The sequence below is a fragment of the Nonomuraea sp. NPDC003560 genome (genome assembly GCF_042878785.1).
Classification (GTDB): domain Bacteria; phylum Actinomycetota; class Actinomycetes; order Streptosporangiales; family Streptosporangiaceae; genus Nonomuraea.
The window spans coordinates 505,882-522,763 of sequence record NZ_JBIAOF010000004.1 but is presented as its reverse complement, the minus strand read 5'-3'; the positions used below and the strand labels follow the sequence as shown (position 1 = coordinate 522,763).

16 protein-coding genes and 1 riboswitch are annotated in these 16,882 nt (G+C 72.0%); of the genes, 3 read left to right on the top strand and 13 right to left on the bottom strand.

The genetic code is table 11. The features are described from left to right. Positions 1 to 13: 13 nt before the first annotated feature. The 8 genes from ACFYUV_RS18580 to ACFYUV_RS18545 form a co-directional block, all read right to left on the bottom strand. Positions 14 to 841 (bottom strand): aldose 1-epimerase family protein, encoded by an 828-nt coding sequence (locus ACFYUV_RS18580; protein ID WP_387669847.1) that lies wholly within the window; start codon positions 839 to 841, stop codon positions 14 to 16. A 55-nt stretch (positions 842 to 896) separates the two neighbouring features. Continuing rightward, positions 897 to 1,895 carry a LacI family DNA-binding transcriptional regulator gene (locus tag ACFYUV_RS18575; protein ID WP_352351719.1) on the bottom strand — a complete coding sequence of 333 codons (999 nt, stop codon included), beginning with the start codon at positions 1,893 to 1,895 and terminating at the stop codon, positions 897 to 899. Next, positions 1,876 to 3,285, bottom strand: coding sequence for a GH1 family beta-glucosidase (locus ACFYUV_RS18570; protein WP_387669845.1), 1,410 nt, complete (start codon positions 3,283 to 3,285; stop codon positions 1,876 to 1,878). The genes ACFYUV_RS18575 and ACFYUV_RS18570 overlap by 20 nt, the downstream gene beginning before the upstream one ends. Then, on the bottom strand, positions 3,282 to 4,112 hold the full coding sequence (locus ACFYUV_RS18565; RefSeq protein ID WP_358293033.1) for a carbohydrate ABC transporter permease: 831 nt from the start codon (positions 4,110 to 4,112) through the stop codon (positions 3,282 to 3,284). The genes ACFYUV_RS18570 and ACFYUV_RS18565 overlap by 4 nt, the downstream gene beginning before the upstream one ends. After that, positions 4,109 to 5,065 carry a carbohydrate ABC transporter permease gene (locus tag ACFYUV_RS18560; protein WP_387669843.1) on the bottom strand — a complete coding sequence of 319 codons (957 nt, stop codon included), beginning with the start codon at positions 5,063 to 5,065 and terminating at the stop codon, positions 4,109 to 4,111. The genes ACFYUV_RS18565 and ACFYUV_RS18560 overlap by 4 nt, the downstream gene beginning before the upstream one ends. Positions 5,066 to 5,121: 56 nt before the next feature. Continuing rightward, positions 5,122 to 6,462 (bottom strand): extracellular solute-binding protein, encoded by a 1,341-nt coding sequence (locus ACFYUV_RS18555; RefSeq protein ID WP_358293029.1) that lies wholly within the window; start codon positions 6,460 to 6,462, stop codon positions 5,122 to 5,124. Positions 6,463 to 6,834: 372 nt separating this feature from the next. After that, a complete protein-coding gene (locus ACFYUV_RS18550) occupies positions 6,835 to 8,175 on the bottom strand; it encodes an RNA polymerase sigma factor (RefSeq protein ID WP_387669842.1) in 1,341 nt (446 codons plus the stop codon). Between the two features lie 45 nt (positions 8,176 to 8,220). Beyond that, a complete protein-coding gene (locus ACFYUV_RS18545; protein ID WP_387669841.1) occupies positions 8,221 to 8,658 on the bottom strand; it encodes a YciI family protein in 438 nt (145 codons plus the stop codon). Positions 8,659 to 8,814: 156 nt separating this feature from the next. On the opposite strand from ACFYUV_RS18545, the gene ACFYUV_RS18540 reads away from it, so the two are divergent. Next, entirely contained in the window at positions 8,815 to 9,633 is an 819-nt protein-coding gene (locus tag ACFYUV_RS18540) for a class I SAM-dependent methyltransferase (protein WP_387669840.1), read from the top strand. Positions 9,634 to 9,687: 54 nt separating this feature from the next. Here ACFYUV_RS18540 and ACFYUV_RS18535 read toward each other — a convergent pair whose 3' ends face one another. The 3 genes from ACFYUV_RS18535 to ACFYUV_RS18525 all read right to left on the bottom strand — a co-directional run bounded on the left by ACFYUV_RS18535 (position 9,688) and on the right by ACFYUV_RS18525 (position 12,446). Continuing rightward, a complete protein-coding gene (locus tag ACFYUV_RS18535; protein WP_387669838.1) occupies positions 9,688 to 10,383 on the bottom strand; it encodes a CHAP domain-containing protein in 696 nt (231 codons plus the stop codon). Between the two features lie 13 nt (positions 10,384 to 10,396). Next, positions 10,397 to 10,534: riboswitch (cyclic di-AMP (ydaO/yuaA leader) on the bottom strand. 117 nt (positions 10,535 to 10,651) lie between these two features. Continuing rightward, positions 10,652 to 11,605, bottom strand: a complete 954-nt coding sequence (locus ACFYUV_RS18530; protein ID WP_387669836.1) for a Gfo/Idh/MocA family protein — start codon at positions 11,603 to 11,605, stop codon at positions 10,652 to 10,654. 19 nt (positions 11,606 to 11,624) lie between these two features. Next, positions 11,625 to 12,446: an aldo/keto reductase gene (locus tag ACFYUV_RS18525; RefSeq protein ID WP_387669834.1), complete on the bottom strand. Its 822-nt coding sequence runs from the start codon at positions 12,444 to 12,446 to the stop codon at positions 11,625 to 11,627. Positions 12,447 to 12,543: 97 nt separating this feature from the next. Between ACFYUV_RS18525 and ACFYUV_RS18520 the strand changes: the two genes are divergently transcribed. Further along, positions 12,544 to 13,488 (top strand): hypothetical protein, encoded by a 945-nt coding sequence (locus ACFYUV_RS18520; RefSeq protein ID WP_358293011.1) that lies wholly within the window; start codon positions 12,544 to 12,546, stop codon positions 13,486 to 13,488. Next, positions 13,485 to 14,663, top strand: a complete 1,179-nt coding sequence (locus tag ACFYUV_RS18515) for a DUF6716 putative glycosyltransferase (protein WP_358293008.1) — start codon at positions 13,485 to 13,487, stop codon at positions 14,661 to 14,663. Before ACFYUV_RS18520 ends, ACFYUV_RS18515 begins: the two co-directional genes overlap by 4 nt. Here the strand turns inward: ACFYUV_RS18515 and ACFYUV_RS18510 are convergent. After that, complete coding sequence (locus tag ACFYUV_RS18510; RefSeq protein WP_387669832.1) at positions 14,647 to 15,894, bottom strand: alpha-2,8-polysialyltransferase family protein; 1,248 nt, start codon at positions 15,892 to 15,894, stop codon at positions 14,647 to 14,649. The two genes, ACFYUV_RS18515 and ACFYUV_RS18510, sit on opposite strands and share 17 nt — an antisense overlap. Then, positions 15,894 to 16,880, bottom strand: coding sequence for a glycosyltransferase family 2 protein (locus ACFYUV_RS18505; RefSeq protein ID WP_358293003.1), 987 nt, complete (start codon positions 16,878 to 16,880; stop codon positions 15,894 to 15,896). Before ACFYUV_RS18505 ends, ACFYUV_RS18510 begins: the two co-directional genes overlap by 1 nt. Between the last annotated feature and the right edge of the window lie 2 nt (positions 16,881 to 16,882).

Below are 16,882 nucleotides of genomic sequence, written 5' to 3'. Positions count from 1 at the left end.
GCCCCTTCCGGGTTCAGGCGACGCTGATCGTCCAGCTCGCCACGTGTTCGTCGCCCGGCCGCAGCACGACCAGGTCGGTGCCGGAGTTGAAGGCGTCGGGCGGGCAGGTCATCGGCTCGACCGCGACGCCCTCGTAGCCGAGCTGCCGGCTCGTGCAGACCTGTGCCCAGGGCAGCACGGCCGGGTCCCAGGCGAGCCGCACCCCGCCGACCCGCGCCTCGCCGCGGTCGAGCCCGGTGAAGGCGTGGTCGATCACGGTGTCGCCGACCGGGCGCGGCTTCCTGAAGTCGTACGGGGTGCCCGCGACGTCGGCCAGGCCGGCCGGCAGCAGCCGGTCGTCGGTCGTCAGGTAGCGGGCGGCGGGCAGCTCCAGCTCCTCGCCCAGCAGCCACGGGTGGGGCCCGCAGCCGTAGGGGGCGTCGGCCTCGCCGGTGTTGCGGGCCGTGACCGTCGTGGTCAGGCCGCCCGCGTCGAGCCGGTGCTCGGCCGACAGCGCCAGCGTGAACGGGTAACCGGGCGCCTCGGCCAGCTCGTACGTCAGGCGCGCCCGATCGGCCCCGGCCTCGGCCACCTTCCAGTCGACGACGGCGACCAGGCCGTGCAGCGCGTGACCGCGGTCGGGCTCGGTCACCTCAAGCCGGTGCGAGCGGCCCTGGAAGGTGTAGCGGGCGCCGCCCACCCGGTTGGGCCAGGGGGCCAGGACGGTGCCCGCGAAGTAGGGGACCGGGCCCTGCTCGGGCCAGGTCGTCACCAGGTCGCGCCCGCCGTGCCGGAGCGTTCTGAGCGCGGCGCCGCGCGGGCTGATCTGCGCGGTGTAGCCGCCGCCTTCGAGCTGGGGCACGGGAGAAGATCCTTTCGTCGGGCGTGCGAGCGAGCCGGGCCAGGATAACGCCTGGTCAGGCGGACTCTCGGCGAACCAGGTGCGTGTCGAGGATCACCACGGGCTGGCGCAGCTCCTCGCCGTTGATGCGGGCCACGAGGAGCTGGGCCATCTGGCGGCCCATGGCCTCCGTGGGCTGGTGGACGGTGGTCAGCGGCGGATCGGCGTGCAGCGCGGCCTTGGAGTCGTCGAAGCCGATCACGGCGACGTCGCCCGGGATCGCCTTGCCCGCGGCCTTGAGCACGCGCATCGCGCCCAGGGCCATCGGGTCGGAGGCGGCGAAGACGGCGTCGAGATCGGGATGGCTCTCCAGCAGCTCCTGCATGGCGGTGGCGCCGCTCTCCTCGGAGAAGTCGCCGAAGGCCACGATCTCCGGCAGCCCCGAGGGCAGCAGCGCGTCGCGGTAGCCGGCCAGACGGTCGACGCCCACGCCCATGTCCTGGGGGCCGGCGATCGTGGCGATCGCGCCCCGGCCGAGGCCCAGCAGGTGTTTGACCGCCTGCCTGGCCCCCGCCCGGTTGTCCATGTCCACGAAGCTGTAGGGGTCGAGGCCGACGGGCCTGCCGCCGAGCACGGTCGGCACGCCCATCTCCTCCAGCCTGCCCGGCAGCGGGTCGGCGCCGTGCAGCGACAGCAGCAGCACGCCGTCGACGTGCTGCCCCGTCAGGTAGGTCTCCAGCCGTTCGTGCTCCTCGGGGGAGCGCGCCATCGCCAGTATCAGCTGCAGCCCGGTCTCGGCCAGCGCCGAGCCGATGCCGCGGATGGTGCCGGCGAAGTACGGCTCGTCGAAGACCCGGAACTGGGACTCCGACACCACCAGGGCGACCGTGTCCGTGCGGCGCGTGACGAGGGCACGCGCCGCCCTGTTGGGCACGTAGCCCAGCTCGCGGATGGCCAGCTCGACGGCCTCGCGGGCCTTGGCGCTGACGTTCGGCGAGCCGTTGATGACTCTCGACACCGTGCCCCGGCCCACACCGGCCCGAGCCGCGACTGCCTCAAGAGTCGGTCGGTTCATGTCGCCTATTCTGCCGGATGATCTCCGAGTACCAGTGCGCGCTGTCCTTCAGCAGCCGCTCCTGGGTGTCGAAGTCGACGTGGACCAGGCCGAAACGCTTGCCGTAGCCCCAGGCCCATTCGAAGTTGTCCATCAGCGACCAGGCGAAATAGCCCTGCAGGGGCACGCCGGCGTCGATCGCCTGCCGGCACGCGCCGAGGTGCGCCTCCACGTACGCCTGCCGCTGCGCGTCGTGGATGCGGCCGTCGGCCAGCACGTCGTCGAAGGCGGCGCCGTTCTCGGAGACCACCATCGGGATCGGCGGGTAGTCCCGCGCCACCCGGGTGAGCACCTCCACCAGGCCGTCCTCGTCGATCTCCCAGCCCATCGCGGTGACCGGCCGGCCGCCGTTGACGAACGAGACGTGCTCGCTGCCCACCCACGGCGAGGCCGTGTCCGTGGGGGCCGCCGCCGCCGACGCCCTGCCGCCGGGCGCGCCGGAGACCGTGAAGCGGCTGTAGTAGTTGACCAGCAGCACGTCGATCGGCGCGTTGATGGTCTTCATGTCGCCCGGCCGCACGAGGTCGTCGTCGATCGGGATGTCGTTCAGGACGTCCTCGGGGTAGCGGCCGGTCAGCAGCGCGTCCAGGAAGAACCGGTTCTGCAGGCCGTCGATGCGGCGGGCCGCGTCCAGGTCGGCCTCGCTGCCGGTCTCGGGGGAGATCGCGTACAGGTTGACGCAGCCGCCGGCGCGGCGCGCGTCCATCGCCTGGACGGCCAGGCCGTGGGCCAGGTTGAGGTGATGCGCGCCCCTGATCGCGTTGCGCGGCTCACGCCGGCCAGGGGCGTGCTCGCCCGAGGCGTAGCCGAGGAACGCGGCGCACCACGGCTCGTTGACCGTGCTGAAGGTGTGGACGTGGTCCTTCAGCGCCTCGTGCACGATCGCGGCGTACTCGGCGAAGCGGTAGGCCGTGTCGCGGTTGGGCCAGCCGCCCTTGTCCTCCAGCTCCTGCGGCAGGTCCCAGTGGTAGAGGGTCAGCCACGGGTCGATGCCGTTGTTCCGGAGCTCGTCCGTGAGCCGCCTGTAGAAGTCCAGGCCCTTCTGGTTGACCGCGCCGGAGCCGGTCGGCTGGATCCGCGGCCACGACACCGAGAAGCGGTAGGCCGTCAGGCCGAGGTCCGCCATGATGGCGACGTCCTGGCGGTAGCGGTGGTAATGGTCCATGGCCACGTCCCCGTGGTGCCCGTTGAGCACCCGCCCCGGGGTCTTGGTGAAGGTGTCCCAGATGGACGGGCCGCGTCCGTCCTCGGTGACCGCGCCCTCGATCTGGTACGCCGAGGTGGCCGCGCCGAACGCGAAACCGGGAGGGAAGCGCAGCCCGGGACGAATCTGTTCCTCTTGTGTCGTCACGCCTTGACCGCACCTTCCATGAGTCCGCCGACGATCTGGCGGCCGAATGCGACGAATACCGCGATGAGCGGAATGATGGACAGCGCGGTACCCGCGAAGATCAGCGAGTAGCTGGTCGAGTAGCGCGCGTTGAGCGAGTTGATGGCGATCTGCACGGTCGGGTTGTCCGGCGTCAGCACGATCAGCGGCCACATGTAGTCGTTCCACATGAGCATGAAGGTGTTGATGCCGAGCACCGCCATGCCCGGACGCACGGCCGGCAGCACGACGTTCCACCAGATCCGCAGCGTCGCCGCGCCGTCCACCCTGGCCGCCTCGACCAGTTCGTTCGGCACGGCCTGGCGCGTGTACTGGGTCATCAGGAACACGCCGAACCCGTTGAGCAGGTACGGCAGGATGATGGCCTTCAGGGTGCCGGTCCACTCCAGGCTCACCATCATGCGGTAGAGCGGGACCACGCCCATCTGCTGCAGCGGCACCGCCATCGTCAGCAGCACGAGCAGCAGCAGGATGTTGCGGCCCTTGAACTGCAGGCTGGCGAAGGCGAACCCGGCCAGGGTCGAGATGATCACCACGGACACGGTGACGATCGCCGCGCTGAAGAAGGAGTTGGTCAGGCCGAGCAGGAAGTGCGCGTCCTCGTTCTCCAGCACCGCGACGATGTTCTCGCCGAGGTTGCCGCCGGGCAGGAACTTCGGCGGCACCGAGACGGCGTCGGAGTTCGTGCGCGAGGCGATGACGAGCATCCAGTACAGCGGGAACGCCGACAGGAAGATGGCCACCCCGAGCATGACCCGCGTCATGACGGTCGGTTTCCAGCCGGTCACTTGGCGCCTCCGATCCGCCGGACGAACAGGAAGTTGACGGCCGCGCCGATGAGGATCAGCAGGAACAGCAGCCAGGCGGCCGCCGCGGCGTAGCCGTAGTCGAACTCGCGGAAGCCCTGCTTGACGACGAACATCGCCACCGTCTGGAACTGGCCCTGCGAGCCGCCGTCCACGTTGCCGTTGTAGAAGGTGGTCGGCTCGGAGAACAGCGTCAGGCCGCCGATCGTGGAGTTGAGCACCACGAAGATCATGGTCGGGCGCAGCATCGGCAGCGTGATCTGCCAGAACTGGCGCCGCCGGGACGCGCCGTCGATGGCGGCGGCCTCGTACAGGTCCTTGGGGATCGTCTGCATGCCGGCCAGGAAGATGACGGCGTTGTAGCCCGTCCAGCGCCAGTCGACCATCGCGGCGATGGCCAGCCAGGACGGGAAGCGCTCGGCCCGCCAGTTGATCTTGTCTCCGCCGAACCAGCCCAGGACCCAGTTGACCAGGCCCCAGTCACGCGCGAACAGCTGGGTGAACACCACCGCGACCGCGACCACCGAGGTGACCAGCGGCAGCAGCACGCTCATGCGGATCGGCAGGCGCCAGCGCAGCTTCTTGTTCAGCGCGTTGGCCAGGAACAGGGCCATCAGCATCTGCGGGATCGTGGCCAGCAGGAAGATGCCGACGGTGTTGGTGACGGCGTTCCAGAAGTCCTCGTCGGCCAGCAGCGCGGCGTAGTTGCCCAGCCCGGCCCACTTGGTGTCGCCGGCCAGGTCGTAGTCGTAGAGCGAGTAGTAGAGCGTGAAGGCCAGCGGGAACAGCCCGAAGGCGGCGAACAGCAGGAAGTACGGGGACACCAGGGCGTACGGCATGGCCTTGACGTCGAGTCGAGAACGCCAGAGGCGGCCGGGCGGGCGGTCGCGGCGATGGTGGTTCCGCGCCGCCCGCGGAAGGGTGTCGAGGCTCATAACAGACCTTTCAGCGGCAAGCCCGGCCCGCTAGCGGCGGGCCGGGCGGGGGAAGATCAGCCCGCGGCCTTCACCGCGTCGTCGACCAGCTGCTGCCAGGCCTTGTCGTAGGCCACCGAACCGTCGTCCATGCCCTGGATGACCGACTCGACCGCGTTCTTGACCTGCGCGTGCTTCACCCCGAGGAAGACCGGCTGCAGGCTCTCCGCGGACTTGGCGAAGATCTCACCGATCGGGGCGTCGCTGAAGAACTCGTTCTTCGCGCCCTGCACGGCGGCGTCGGCCTGGGCCTTGCTGTTGCTCGGCATGTTGCCGAAGTCGGTGAAGATGCTCGCCTCGGTCTGCGCGCTGGTCAGGTAGTCGGCGACCTGCGCGGCCTCCTTCGGGTGCTTGGACTGCTTGGGCACGGCCACCCACGAGCCGCCCCAGTTGCCGCCGCCGCCGGGCACCGAGGCGACGTCCCATTTGCCCTTCATGCCGTCGCCGGCGTTGCCCGAGACCACGCCGAGCATCCAGGACGGGCAGCCGACCGTGGCGAAGGCGCCCTTCTGGGTGCCCGCCGCCCACTCGTCGGTGAAGTTGCGCAGCTTGGCCGTCAGGCCGGACTGGCTGAGCTTGGAGGCGAAGTCGAAGCCCGCCTTCACCGCCGGGTTCTTGTCGACGATGAGGTTGTTGTCCTTGTCGAAGTAGGCGACGTTGCCGTTCTTGGCCGCCTCCTGGTACAGCACCACGTTGTAGAGCGTGTTGGTGCCGTCGGTGAACTTGGTGTCCTTCACCTTCGCCTGGAACTGCTGGCCGACCTTCATGAAGTCGTCCCACGTCGGCCACAGGGCGGCGACCTTCTCGCGGTCCGTGGGCAGCCCGGCCTTCTTGAACAGGTCCGTGCGGTAGCACAGGCTCATGCCGCCGATGTCGGTGCCGAGGCCGAAGATCTTGCCGTCGGCCGTCACGCCGTTCTCCCACTTCCAGGCGGGGTAGTCGGCCTTGCGGCCCTCAAGGCCGTACTCCTTCAGGTCGGCCCACCACTCGGGGTGCGCCTTGGCCAGGCCCATGCCGCCCTCGTCGATGCCGACGACGTCGCCCGCGCCGTTGCCGGACTGCAGCCACTGGATCATCTGGGGCCAGTACTGCTGCTCGAACTGGTCGGTCAGGTGCTCTTCCTTGATCTGGATGTCCTTGTGCTCGGCGTTCCACTTCTCGATGGCGTTCTTGTAGCCGAAGTTGGAGCCGCCGCCGAAGGTCTGCACCCGGATGGTGACGGGCTCGGCCGCCGCCGCGGAGGAGGCGGGGCTGTTGCCGGCGGCCGGCGTGTCGCCGCTGCCGCACGACGCGACGGTCAGCGCCGCCGCGGCCAGGGCTGAGGCCGCGGCCAGACCGCGACGCTTGCTGATCATCATGGGGGACCCCTTCTCGGGTGACTGATGGGAGGTGCACCGCGGCACGCGCTCCGCCGCGGTGGGAGTGTTTGGGAGCGCTCCCACAAAGGGTGCACTTACCGGCTGTGTCCGTCAATCCGCCGAAACGGAACCGTTACCAATCGTGCGTTTTGCCACCCAGAATCAGGATTTAAGGGGATGAAGGGTGTGAAGGGCTGTTTGGGAGCGCTCCCACCTCAAGAGACATCTTTCGTGCCGCATCAAGGGCATGTCGCCCGGACCCTCCAGGCTTGCTCCCGGTCAGGTGTTGCTGTCACGCAGCGTGACGATCTTCTGGAACGGTCCAACGTTACCCGCCGCTCGGCCCGCGCCCGGCTTCTGGGGAGGCGGGGCTCAGCAGGCGGCGGCGCGTTCGCGGAGCAGGGCGCGCTCGCGGGAGTTGCGGGTCATCGAGGCCGCCCGTTCGAACTCGGCCCGCGCCTCGCCGCGCCGGCCCAGCCGGAACAGCAGGTCGCCGCGGACGCTCGGCAGCAGGTGGTAACCCTTGAGCGCCGGCTCGTCCATGATCTGGTCGAGCAGGTCGAGGCCCACCGCCGGGCCGTAGGCCATCGACAGCGCCACCGCGCGGTTGAGCTCGACGACGGGGGAGCGGGCCAGCCGGGCCAGCGACTCGTACAGGCTCGCGATGCGCACCCAGTCGGTGTCGCCGGGGTCGAACGCGCGGGCGTGGCAGGCCGCGATCGCGGCCTGCAACGTGTACGGCCCCACCACGCCCGCCCGCTCCTCGGCCAGGCTCTCCACACGCTCCTCGGCCAGGCTCCGGGCCCGTTCCTCGGCCAGGCTCCGGGCCCGTTCCTCGGCCAGGCTCCGGGCCCGTTCCTCGGCCAGGCTCTCGGCTCGGGTCAGGGCCGCCAGTCCGCGGCCGATGAGCAGCCGGTCCCACCGGGTGCGGTCCTGCTCCAGCAGCAGCACCGGCTCCCCGGACGGCCCCACCCGGGCCGCCGCCCTGGACGCCTGGATCTCCATGAGCGCGACCAGCCCGTGCACCTCGGGTTCGGCGGGCATCAGCCCGGCCAGCACCCGGCCCAGCCGCAGCGCGTCCTCGCACAGGCCGGGCCGCATCCAGTCGTCGCCCGCGGTCGCCGAGTACCCCTCGTTGAAGATCAGGTAGATGACCTCCAGCACGGACGACAGGCGTCCGGCCAGCTCGGCGCCCTGCGGCACCTCGAACGGGACCTTCCGGTCGGCCAGGGTGCGCTTGGCCCGCACGATCCGCTGGGCGGCGGTCGCTTCGGGCACCAGGAACGCGCGGGCGATCTCGTCGGTGCTCAGGCCGCCGAGCACCCGCAGCGTCAGGGCCACCCGCGCCTCCATCGACAGCGCCGGATGGCAGGCGGTGAAGACCAGCCGCAGCAGGTCGTCCTCGATCTCGTCGGGCTCGGGCGGCTCAGCGGCGGTCTCCAGCCGGTGGCCCAGCTCGGCCAGGTTGCGGGACATCCGCTCGTTCCTGCGGATCAGGTCGACGGCGCGGCGCTTGGACACCGTCATCAGCCAGGCGCCCGGGTTGCGTGGCACGCCCGATTCCGGCCACTGCTCCAGGGCCGCGACCAGCGCGTCCTGGGCCAGTTCCTCGGCCAGGCCGACGTCGCGGACCAGCCCGGCCAGACCGGCGATGAGCCGGGGCGCCTCGATCCGCCAGACCGCCTCGATCGCCCGGTGGGTGTCGGAAGCCATCACCGGCTCATGACACCAGCACCGTCCGGGGTCCGCAAGCCGAGGTCAGCTCTCCCGCCCGCCCAGACGCCGGCGCATGGCCCTCTCCCGCTCGACCTCCGCCGGGTCGGACGAGGCCGCGTCGGGCGCGTCGGAGGCGTCGTACACCCGCCACACGTCCAGGCCGATCCCGTCATAGCCCTCGGGGACGGGCACGCGCATCGCCCATTCCAGAGCCTCCTCCCTGGACTTCACCTGGATCAGCCAGAACCCCGCGATCAGCTCCTTGGCCTCGGCGAACGGGCCGTCGATCACTGTGGCCCGGCCGCCGCTGTAGGCGATCTGCGCGCCCTGCGAGCTCGGGTAGAGCCCTTCGGCGGCCAGCAGCACCCCGGCCTTGGCCAGCGCCTCGTTGTAGGCGTGCATGTTGTCGACGAGCTCCTGGCTGGGCAGCGCCCCGGCCTCGGTCTCCTCGTTGGCCTTGCCGACGATCATGAATTTCATCCTGCCGTCCCTTCCGTCCGCGGCCCCCGGGGCGGAGCCGGCCTCGCCGAAGCGTCGAACGGGCGCCGGCCGGATCGACACGCGGGCGCGGACCGTCCGCTTCCAGGGCACCGTACCGGTCGTGCGGCGGGGTGGCCGATGTGCCATCCTCGCCCCATGCCCCAACCCGCACCAGACGCCCCCGTGCCCAACCGGGCCCTGTGGGACGAGCGCGCCCGCGTCCACGGCTCCACCTCGGCCGACCGGTTCTACGACGTCGACGCCTTCCTCGCCGGCCGGCAGACCCTCTACCCGCTCGAACGCCGCCTGGCCGGCGACGTCGCCGGCCGGGACCTGCTCCACCTGCAGTGCCACTTCGGCCTGGACACGCTGAGCTGGGCACGTCTCGGAGCGCGGGTGACCGGCGTCGACTTCTCCCCGGTGGCGGTCGCGCGCGCCCGCGAGCTGGCGGCCAGGGCAGGGCTGGCGGCCACGTTCGTGGAGGCGGACACGCAGCGGCTGCCGGCGGAGCTGGCCGGCGGCTTCGACGTGGCGGTGGCCACGTACGGCGTGTTGTGCTGGATCGGCGACCTGGACGCCTGGATGCGCGGCGCGGCCATGGCGCTGCGGCCCGGCGGCCGGCTGGTGCTGGTCGACCTGCATCCGGCCTACCAGACGGTGGCCTCGCTCGACCCGCTGGTGGCCGACTGGCCCTACGGCGGCGGCCAGGCCCACCGGGAGACGGTGACCGGCACGTACGCCGACGCCGCGGTGGTGACCGGGACCCACGAGGCGGTCGAGTACCCGTACTCGGTGGGCGAGATCGTCACGGCGGCGGCGCGGGCCGGGTTCACGGTGGCCGAGCTGGGCGAGCACGTCGAGACCGACCTCGACCCGCGCGGCCTGCTGCCGGAGGGCGCGGACGGCCGGTACCGGTTCCCGTTCGGGGACTCGCACCTGCCGATCCTCTACTCGCTGGCGGCGGTCCGGCCCTGAGACGCGGCGAGCGCGCGTCCCTCGTGCGGGACGCGCGCTCGGAGCGGGCGGAGGTCAGCTCGCGTACTGCGGGTATCCGTAGCCGACGACCTGCGACTTCGGACGGACGCGCTCCTCGACCTTGCCGTTGCCGGTGTTGCCCTCGATCGTGGAGATCGTGCCATCGCCGTTGTCCTTGACGACGAAGCCGACGTGCTGGATGGCGTCCAGGCTCTTGCTGCCGCCCCAGGAGAAGAAGACCACCGCGCCGGGCCTGGCCTCGGCGCCCCAGCGGTCGTTGGCGGCGAACCACTTGGCGTGGGCCACGGTCCAGGCGTCCCAGCCGACCTGCGGGCGGGCGCCGGTCTGCTCGCCGACCCAGGAGACGAAGATCGAGCACCAGGGGGCGTTCAGGTACATGGCGCGGGTGCCGCCGTCGCGGGCGATGGTCTCGGCGGCGCGCTTGGAGTCGGCGTACCACTTCTGGAACTTGGTGCCGCCGCCATAGGCGTTCTCGGAGGTGCCGACCTGGGCCTTGGCCATCGCCAGGACCTGCTGGGCGGTGACGTTGACCTGGGTCTCCTCCGCCTTGCGGGTCTGGGCGGCGGCCTGCGGCGCGGCGGCCGAGTGGCCGGCCGCGGCGGCCGGGCCGGCGCTGTCGGCGGCGGCGGTGGTGGCGTGAGCGCCGATGGCGGAGGCGAGGATGGCCGCGCCGAGCGCGGCGTGGGCGTAGGTGATCTTCGGGGCACGGATGGGACGGTGCGTGGCCATCGAGGGCATTGACTCCTTGCTTCCATGCCGCTTACCGGGTTAGCTGACGGGTTCGGACGTGGAAGCTGCCCTACGGCACCGAAGTGCCGATTCACCCCAAAGGACGTGGGTCCCCGGTTCCGCCCGGAGGCGGATTCAGCGGTCACAGGACGATCCTGTGAAATGTCTTGCGATGGTTGGACAAAGCCGGATAAACCGGACATCTGCCGCGAGATGCCCCACAAGGTAATACATCGGGCAAGAGCCAGGCAAGTGGCTAAAGGTCCAGCTAGGAGAGTTGGGCCCGTGCTTCGGCCAGAAGCCCCATCATGGCAAGGGATTCGTCAAGCGGCATGATCTCGCTCTCCGTGCGGCCCTCGATCGTGGCCGCGCGCACCTCGCGCAGCTCGCCCGCGTAACCGTTGTCGGCCGGGTCGAGCACCAGCTCCTCCGTCTCCATCGACGGCCCCGACAGCAGCACCCGCCGCGGCGCCCAGAACGGCGCCAGGATGTCGGCCCGCATCGACGTGCCCACCACGCTCGCGTCGTTGGCGTGATGCGCCAGCAGCGACACGTCCACCAGGGCCCGCCGACCGTCGGGGTACAGCAGCAGCCCGCCGGCCTCGGCGTCGACCCCGCTGGGCGCCAGCGAGCCGGCCATCCGCAGCTCCGCGGGCATGCCGAGCAGCAGCTGGGCCAGCCCGAACGGGTAGATCCCCAGGTCGAGCAGCGCCCCGCCGCCCAGCTCCGGCGCCCACAGCCGATGGGCGGGGTCGTAGGGCAGCGCGAAGCCGAACGAGGCCCGCACCGACCGGATCTCACCGAAGCGCGGATCGGCCGCCACCCGCTGGATGAGCGGGTTGAAGCGCATCCACATGGCCTCCATGAGGAAGACCCCGGCCGCGCGGGCCAGCGCCACCATGCGCCCGGCGTCGGCCACGTCGGCCGCCAGCGGCTTCTCGCACAGCACCGACTTGCCCGCCGCGATGGCCGCCTCGGCCACCTCCAGGTGCTGGGCGTGCGGCGTGGCGACGTAGATCGCGTCGACGGCCGGATCGGCGCACAGGGCCTCGTAGGAGCCGTAGGCCGACTCCGCGCCCAGCTCGTCGGCCAGCGCCCGCGCCCTGAGCGGGCTCCGCGAGCCGACGGCGGCCACCCGCATGCCGGGCTCGGCCACGATGGCCGCCCCCACGGTACGCGCGATGCCGCCGGTCGCCGCTATTCCCCAGGTGAAATCTCGCACGACCGAGATCGTAGAGCGCTCAGGTCAGGTTGAACGAGTCGGGGTCGGGCCCGATCCGCCGCCCCGCGTTCATCGCGCCGATGGCCGCCATGTCCTCGGTGTCGAGGATGAAGTCGAACACGTCGATGTTCTCCTCGATCCGCGACGGCGTGACCGACTTGGGGATCACCACGTTGCCGAGCTGCAGGTGCCAGCGGAGCACGATCTGGGCGGGCGTCTTGCCGTACTTCTCCGACAGCACGCGCAGCGCCGGGTCGGCCAGCAGCCCCTTGCCCTGCCCGAGCGGGCTCCACGCCTCGGTCAGGATGCCGTTGGCCTCGTGGAAGGCCCGCATCTCGCGCTGCTGGAAGTACGGGTGGAGCTCGATCTGGTTGATCGACGGCGTGATGTCGGTCTCCTCCATCAGCCGGGTCAGGGTGGCGACCGTGAAGTTGGAGACCCCGATGGCCTTGGCCCGGCCGTCCCGGTAGATCTTCTCCAGCCCCCGCCAGGCCTGCACGTACCTGTCCTGCTCCGGGACCGGCCAGTGGATCAGGAAAAGATCTACGTAGTCGAGGCCCAGGCGGGCCAGGCTCTCGTCGAAGGCCTGCTCGGCGCGCCCGTGGTCGCCGTTCCACAGCTTGGTGGTGACGAACACCTTCTCCCGTGGCACCCCGGCGGCGCGCACGGCCCGGCCGACGCCCTCCTCGTTCTCGTAGGCGGCGGCGGTGTCGACGTGCCGGTATCCGGCGCGCAGCGCGGCCGTCACCGCGTGCTCGGCGTCGTCGGCAGAGACCTGCCAGACGCCGAAGCCGAGCTGTGGTATCTGCACACCGTCGGTGTTGAGCATCAGCGAGTTCATACCCTCCATTGTTCACGTGTCGTTTCTTGCGGCTTAAGCAGGCCGGGCTACCTTGAGGCGGGTCGTGCAAGGCCATCCACCGGCTGGGGGAAACAGAGTGGTCAGACAGGCGTCGGCCTGGGTGGAGTCTCCGCTCCAGATGCTGTGCGCCGTCGAGGCCCACCATGCCGGGCTGCTCGGCCCGGACACCGTGGTCGTGCCGCGCGCCGGCCTGCGTCCGCTGCGCGCCACCCGCAAGGAGCTGCGCCGCCTCGACCTGCCCGCCGGCCTGGTGCTGGACGAGCCGCGCGAGCGCATGCCGCGCCGCGTCCAGGCCGTGGGCGACGCGTTCTCCGGCAAGGTCCAGATGCGCTGGCTGACCTCCGACCCCGGCCGCATCGTCGTCGTGGACGACGGCCTGGCCACGCTCAGGCTGCTCGAACTGCTGGCCGCCGGGCCGTTCCGGCCGCTGCTGCGGGCCCGGGCGACCCCCTCGCGGGCGCGCGCCCTGCTCGGCCTGGCCGCCGCGCTGCGGCTGCGGATGAGCCGGGTGTCGGTCTTCACCGCCCTGCCCGTCCCCGACGAGCTGGCCGCCGCCGTCCGGGGGGCGGGCGTGGACCTCGTCCGCCACGACTTCGCCTGGCTGCGCGCCCAGCCGCCGAGCGCCCAGGGGCCCGCCGAGCGCACGGTCGTCCTCGGCACGTCCCTGGTCCGCAACGGGCTGGTCCACCGCGACCACTACCTGCGCTGGCTGACCGACCTGGCCGGACGCGAGCCGCTGGCCTACTACCCGCACCGCCGCGAGGACCCCGTCGACCTGGCGCTGATCGGCGAACGTCCCGGCATCACCGTGCACGACGCGGGCGTGCCGGCCGAGCTGACGCTGCGCGGCCTCGACGCCGGGCAGCGGGTGCTCAGCCTGCCCTCGACCGCGATCACCTCGCTGCGGGTGCTGCTCGGCCCGCGCGGCGTCGAGGTCGAGCCGGTGGACGTTCCCGACGACTGGTGGACGAGCAGGGCGGCCCCCGGCCTGCGATCGCATTTGACAGGAGCTTCCAGGTGAGGGTGCTGGCGATAGCCGACTCCGACTCGTATCTGAAGTGGGCGGCCTGCCTGCTCGACGACCTGCCCGCGGGCTGCGAGAGCGAGCTGGTGGTGGTGCGCACCCCGATCGCGCCCTCGCCGGAGCAGATCGCGGCGGCGGTGGGCGGGCGCGCGGCGCCCCCGGTGTTGTCGGCGCGCTCGCTGCGCCGCCTGGCCGAGCGCACCCGCCCCGACGCGATCCTGGTGGGCTGCACGGGCCCGGTGGTGGACGTCCTGGTGGCCGACGTGCTGGCCGGGCTGCGGCCGGCGGGCCGGGCACGGCCGGTGTTCGTCAGCGGGCTGCCCGGCATCTCGGTGCCGGCCACGGAGAAGGCGTGGCTGTTCCGCAGCGGCTGCGACCTGTTCGTGGTGCACAGCGAGCGGGAGGTGGCCGAGTTCTCCGAGATCGCCGGCCGGCTCGGCGGGGGAGGGGCGGTCGGACTGGCCAGGCTGCCGTTCCTGCGGCCCGGCGCGGTGTCCGGCGGCGGCGACCGCGTCGTGTTCGCCACCCAGGCCAAGGTGCCGCGGGCGCGGGAGGAGCGCGAACGGGTGCTGACGGCGCTGGCCGAGCTGGCCGCCCGCCGCCCCGGCCTGGAGGTCGTGGTCAAGCTGCGCGCCCTGGAGCACGAACGCCAGACCCACAACGAACGCCACCACTACCAGCGGCTGTGGCGCGAGATGGGCGAGCCGGGCAGGCTGACGTTCGCGGCCGGGTCGATGCACGAGCAGCTGTCGCGGGCGGCCGGGTTCGTCACGGTCAGCTCGACGGCCGCGCTGGAGGCCGTCGCCATGGGCGTGCCGTCGCTGGTGCTGAGCGACTTCGGCGTCAGCGCCGAGATGATCAACCTGGTGTTCGAGGGCAGCGGCCTGCTCGGCACGCTCGACGACCTGGCCCTGGGCGACTTCCGCACGGCCGAGCCGCGCTGGTGCGAGGCCAACTACTTCCACCCGGCCGGCCGCGACGACTGGGCGGCCCTGCTGACCGGCCTGGCCGCGGACGGGGCCCGCCCGCCCGCCCGCTCGCTGCTGGACGGCCCCGAGCACGCCGCGGCCCGCCGCCGGGCCAGGTTGCGGGTGGAGGTGCCGCCCACGATGCTGCGGGCGGGCTACCGGGCCAAGCGGCGGGTGCGCCGCTACCTCAGATCGCTGACCTGATCTTCCTGCGCAGCCTGGACAGCGCCGAGGGCGGCTCGGCCAGCCCCAGCGTCTCCAGGCGCTTGCGCTTGAAGTAGCGCCCGTCGAACGCCCCGTCGAACCCCGGGCCCGACGGGCGCAGCTCGGGATAGGCGTCGGCCTGCATGCAGTAGCCGACCGCGCGCACCAGCGCGGGCAGGTCCGTGCGCGGCGGCTCGTCGATCACGCCGTCGGCGTTCAGCCGGGGCAGCAGCGCGTCCACGATCGTGGCCGGCACCCGGTTGCTGTTCTCGTACGGCGTCAGCCGGTCCAGCACCAGGCCGGTGCCGAAGGAGGCGACCGGCAGGCCGAAGTAGCGCCGGGCGGTCACCAGGCCGGTGGAGAAGCAGCCCACGACCAGCTCGGGCCGCTGCGTCGCGAAGCACACCTCGGCCGGCACGCTCTCCCCGGCCACCGTCAGCCGCACCCCCAGCGGCCCGGCCGCCGCGCGCAGCAGTTGCGCGTGCCGGCGTCCGGCGGCCGGGTGCGGCTTGAACACCACGTCGGTGCAGCCGCGGGCGGCCAGCGCGCGCAGCATCGAGGCGTGCAGCCCGGCCTCCTCCTCCGGCGTGACGATCTCCAGCGCCGACAGGTACTGGCCGAGGACGACCGCCTGCCCGGCGCGCAGGTCCGGGGCGGTGGCGGCCACCTCGTCCACGACCGCGAGGAAGCGCTCCTCGGGCAGCACCACGGGCGGCACGCCGTACTCGCTGAGCAGCAGCGGGGTCAGGCCGGGCACCAGGTCCAGGTGGAGCAGCCGCTCGATGCGGCGGGAGATCTCCGCGGGCAGCGGGTCACGGGTCGGCCCGTAGCTCATCAGGCCGTCGGAGTAGACGGTGATCGGGCAGTCGCGCACCAGGCCGGCGATCGTGCGCGCGGGCGGCACCGCGATCGACTCCAGCACCAGCTCCTCGACGTCCTCCAGCGCCAGGTGGGAGCGGATCAGCCGCTCGAACATCGGCACCTCGATGATCCGCGCCCGCCAGTCGGAGGGGTGCAGCGGGGCGATCAGCTCGTTCCAGGAGTGCACCTCGTCGAAGCGCGAGCGCAGGGCGGCGAAGCCGGGCGTGCCGTCGAGCGGCACCGACACCTCGGGGATCGCCGCGTTGTTCGACACGATCAGCACGCGCCGGCCGGCGCCGAAGCGGCCGTCGTCGATGGCCGCGGCCAGCGACATCGCGCCGAACAGCGTCGAGGCGTAGAAGACCTTCATCAGGAGTCCTCCCGATCCCGGCGGATCCGGACGTGGGGGCTGGGGGGAATGTCGGGCACCAGGGCGCGCAGCACGGCCTCCCGCTCGACGGCCATCCGCGACACGGCGTCGGCCACCAGGGCGGGCGGCAGGCCGCGGACCATCTGCGCGCCCCGCTCCTCGAACCGGGCGCGCAGCGCGGGCGTGAACCGGCCCGCGAGCTCCAGGTGGTGGGCCAGCAGCGCGCAGAAGTTGCGCGCCGCCTTGGGCAGGAACTCCGGCTCCAGGTCCTTGAGGACCAGCTCGAAGGCGTCGAAGAAGTGCAGCTGCCGCTCGTCGCCGACCTGTGTCAGCGACCCGGACACCAGCCGCCGGTAGAACACCCCGGCCATCGGCACCACCGCGAACGTGGCCGCCTCCCGGTGCAGCCGCCAGATCCACGGCCGGTCCTCGGCGGTGTGCAGCGAGCCGGGGAAGTGCAGCAGGTCCCGCAGCGAACGCCGGTAGACCCCGGCCCACGCGTACGGGTAGTCCACCATGGTCCGCTCCCCGGCCGGCAGGATCGCCGAGCGGGGGTCGAGCACGACGCCGCGGCGCGACAGCGGGGCCCGGTGCACCACCCGCCTGCGCCCCTCCACCTGGACGTGGTCGACGCGCACGAAGTCGCAGCCGAGCCCGTCGATGGCCGCCACCAGCCCGGCCAGGTAGCCGGGCGCCAGCCAGTCGTCGCCGTCCATGAACGTGACGAACCGCCCAGAGGCGGCCGACAGCCCGGTGTTGCGGGCGTCGGCCAGCCCCACGGGGGCGGGATTGCGCAGCACGGCCAGGCCGGGCAGGTCGCGGGCGAAGTCGGCGATGATGTCCGGGGTGGCGTCAACGGAGCCGTCGTCCACGACGATGAACTCGAAGTCGGGCCGGGCGTTGCGGGCGAGCGAGGTGAGCGCGTCGGCGATGAAGCGCTCACCGTCACGCACCGGCACGACGACGGAGAGAGTGGTCGGCGTCATGA

What these genes read in the sequence shown, in the direction of transcription:
- ACFYUV_RS18575 (WP_352351719.1), bottom strand. Translation starts at nt 1,895, where the DNA reads ATGAACCGACCGACTCTTGAGGCAGTCGCGGCTCGGGCCGGTGTGGGC.
- ACFYUV_RS18560 (WP_387669843.1), bottom strand. Translation starts at nt 5,065, where the DNA reads ATGAGCCTCGACACCCTTCCGCGGGCGGCGCGGAACCACCATCGCCGC.
- ACFYUV_RS18555 (WP_358293029.1), bottom strand. Translation starts at nt 6,462, where the DNA reads ATGATGATCAGCAAGCGTCGCGGTCTGGCCGCGGCCTCAGCCCTGGCC.
- ACFYUV_RS18550 (WP_387669842.1), bottom strand. Translation starts at nt 8,175, where the DNA reads ATGGCTTCCGACACCCACCGGGCGATCGAGGCGGTCTGGCGGATCGAG.
- ACFYUV_RS18545 (WP_387669841.1), bottom strand. Translation starts at nt 8,658, where the DNA reads ATGAAATTCATGATCGTCGGCAAGGCCAACGAGGAGACCGAGGCCGGG.
- ACFYUV_RS18540 (WP_387669840.1), top strand. Translation starts at nt 8,815, where the DNA reads ATGCCCCAACCCGCACCAGACGCCCCCGTGCCCAACCGGGCCCTGTGG.
- ACFYUV_RS18535 (WP_387669838.1), bottom strand. Translation starts at nt 10,383, where the DNA reads ATGGCCACGCACCGTCCCATCCGTGCCCCGAAGATCACCTACGCCCAC.
- ACFYUV_RS18525 (WP_387669834.1), bottom strand. Translation starts at nt 12,446, where the DNA reads ATGAACTCGCTGATGCTCAACACCGACGGTGTGCAGATACCACAGCTC.
- ACFYUV_RS18510 (WP_387669832.1), bottom strand. Translation starts at nt 15,894, where the DNA reads ATGAAGGTCTTCTACGCCTCGACGCTGTTCGGCGCGATGTCGCTGGCC.
- ACFYUV_RS18505 (WP_358293003.1), bottom strand. Translation starts at nt 16,880, where the DNA reads ATGACGCCGACCACTCTCTCCGTCGTCGTGCCGGTGCGTGACGGTGAG.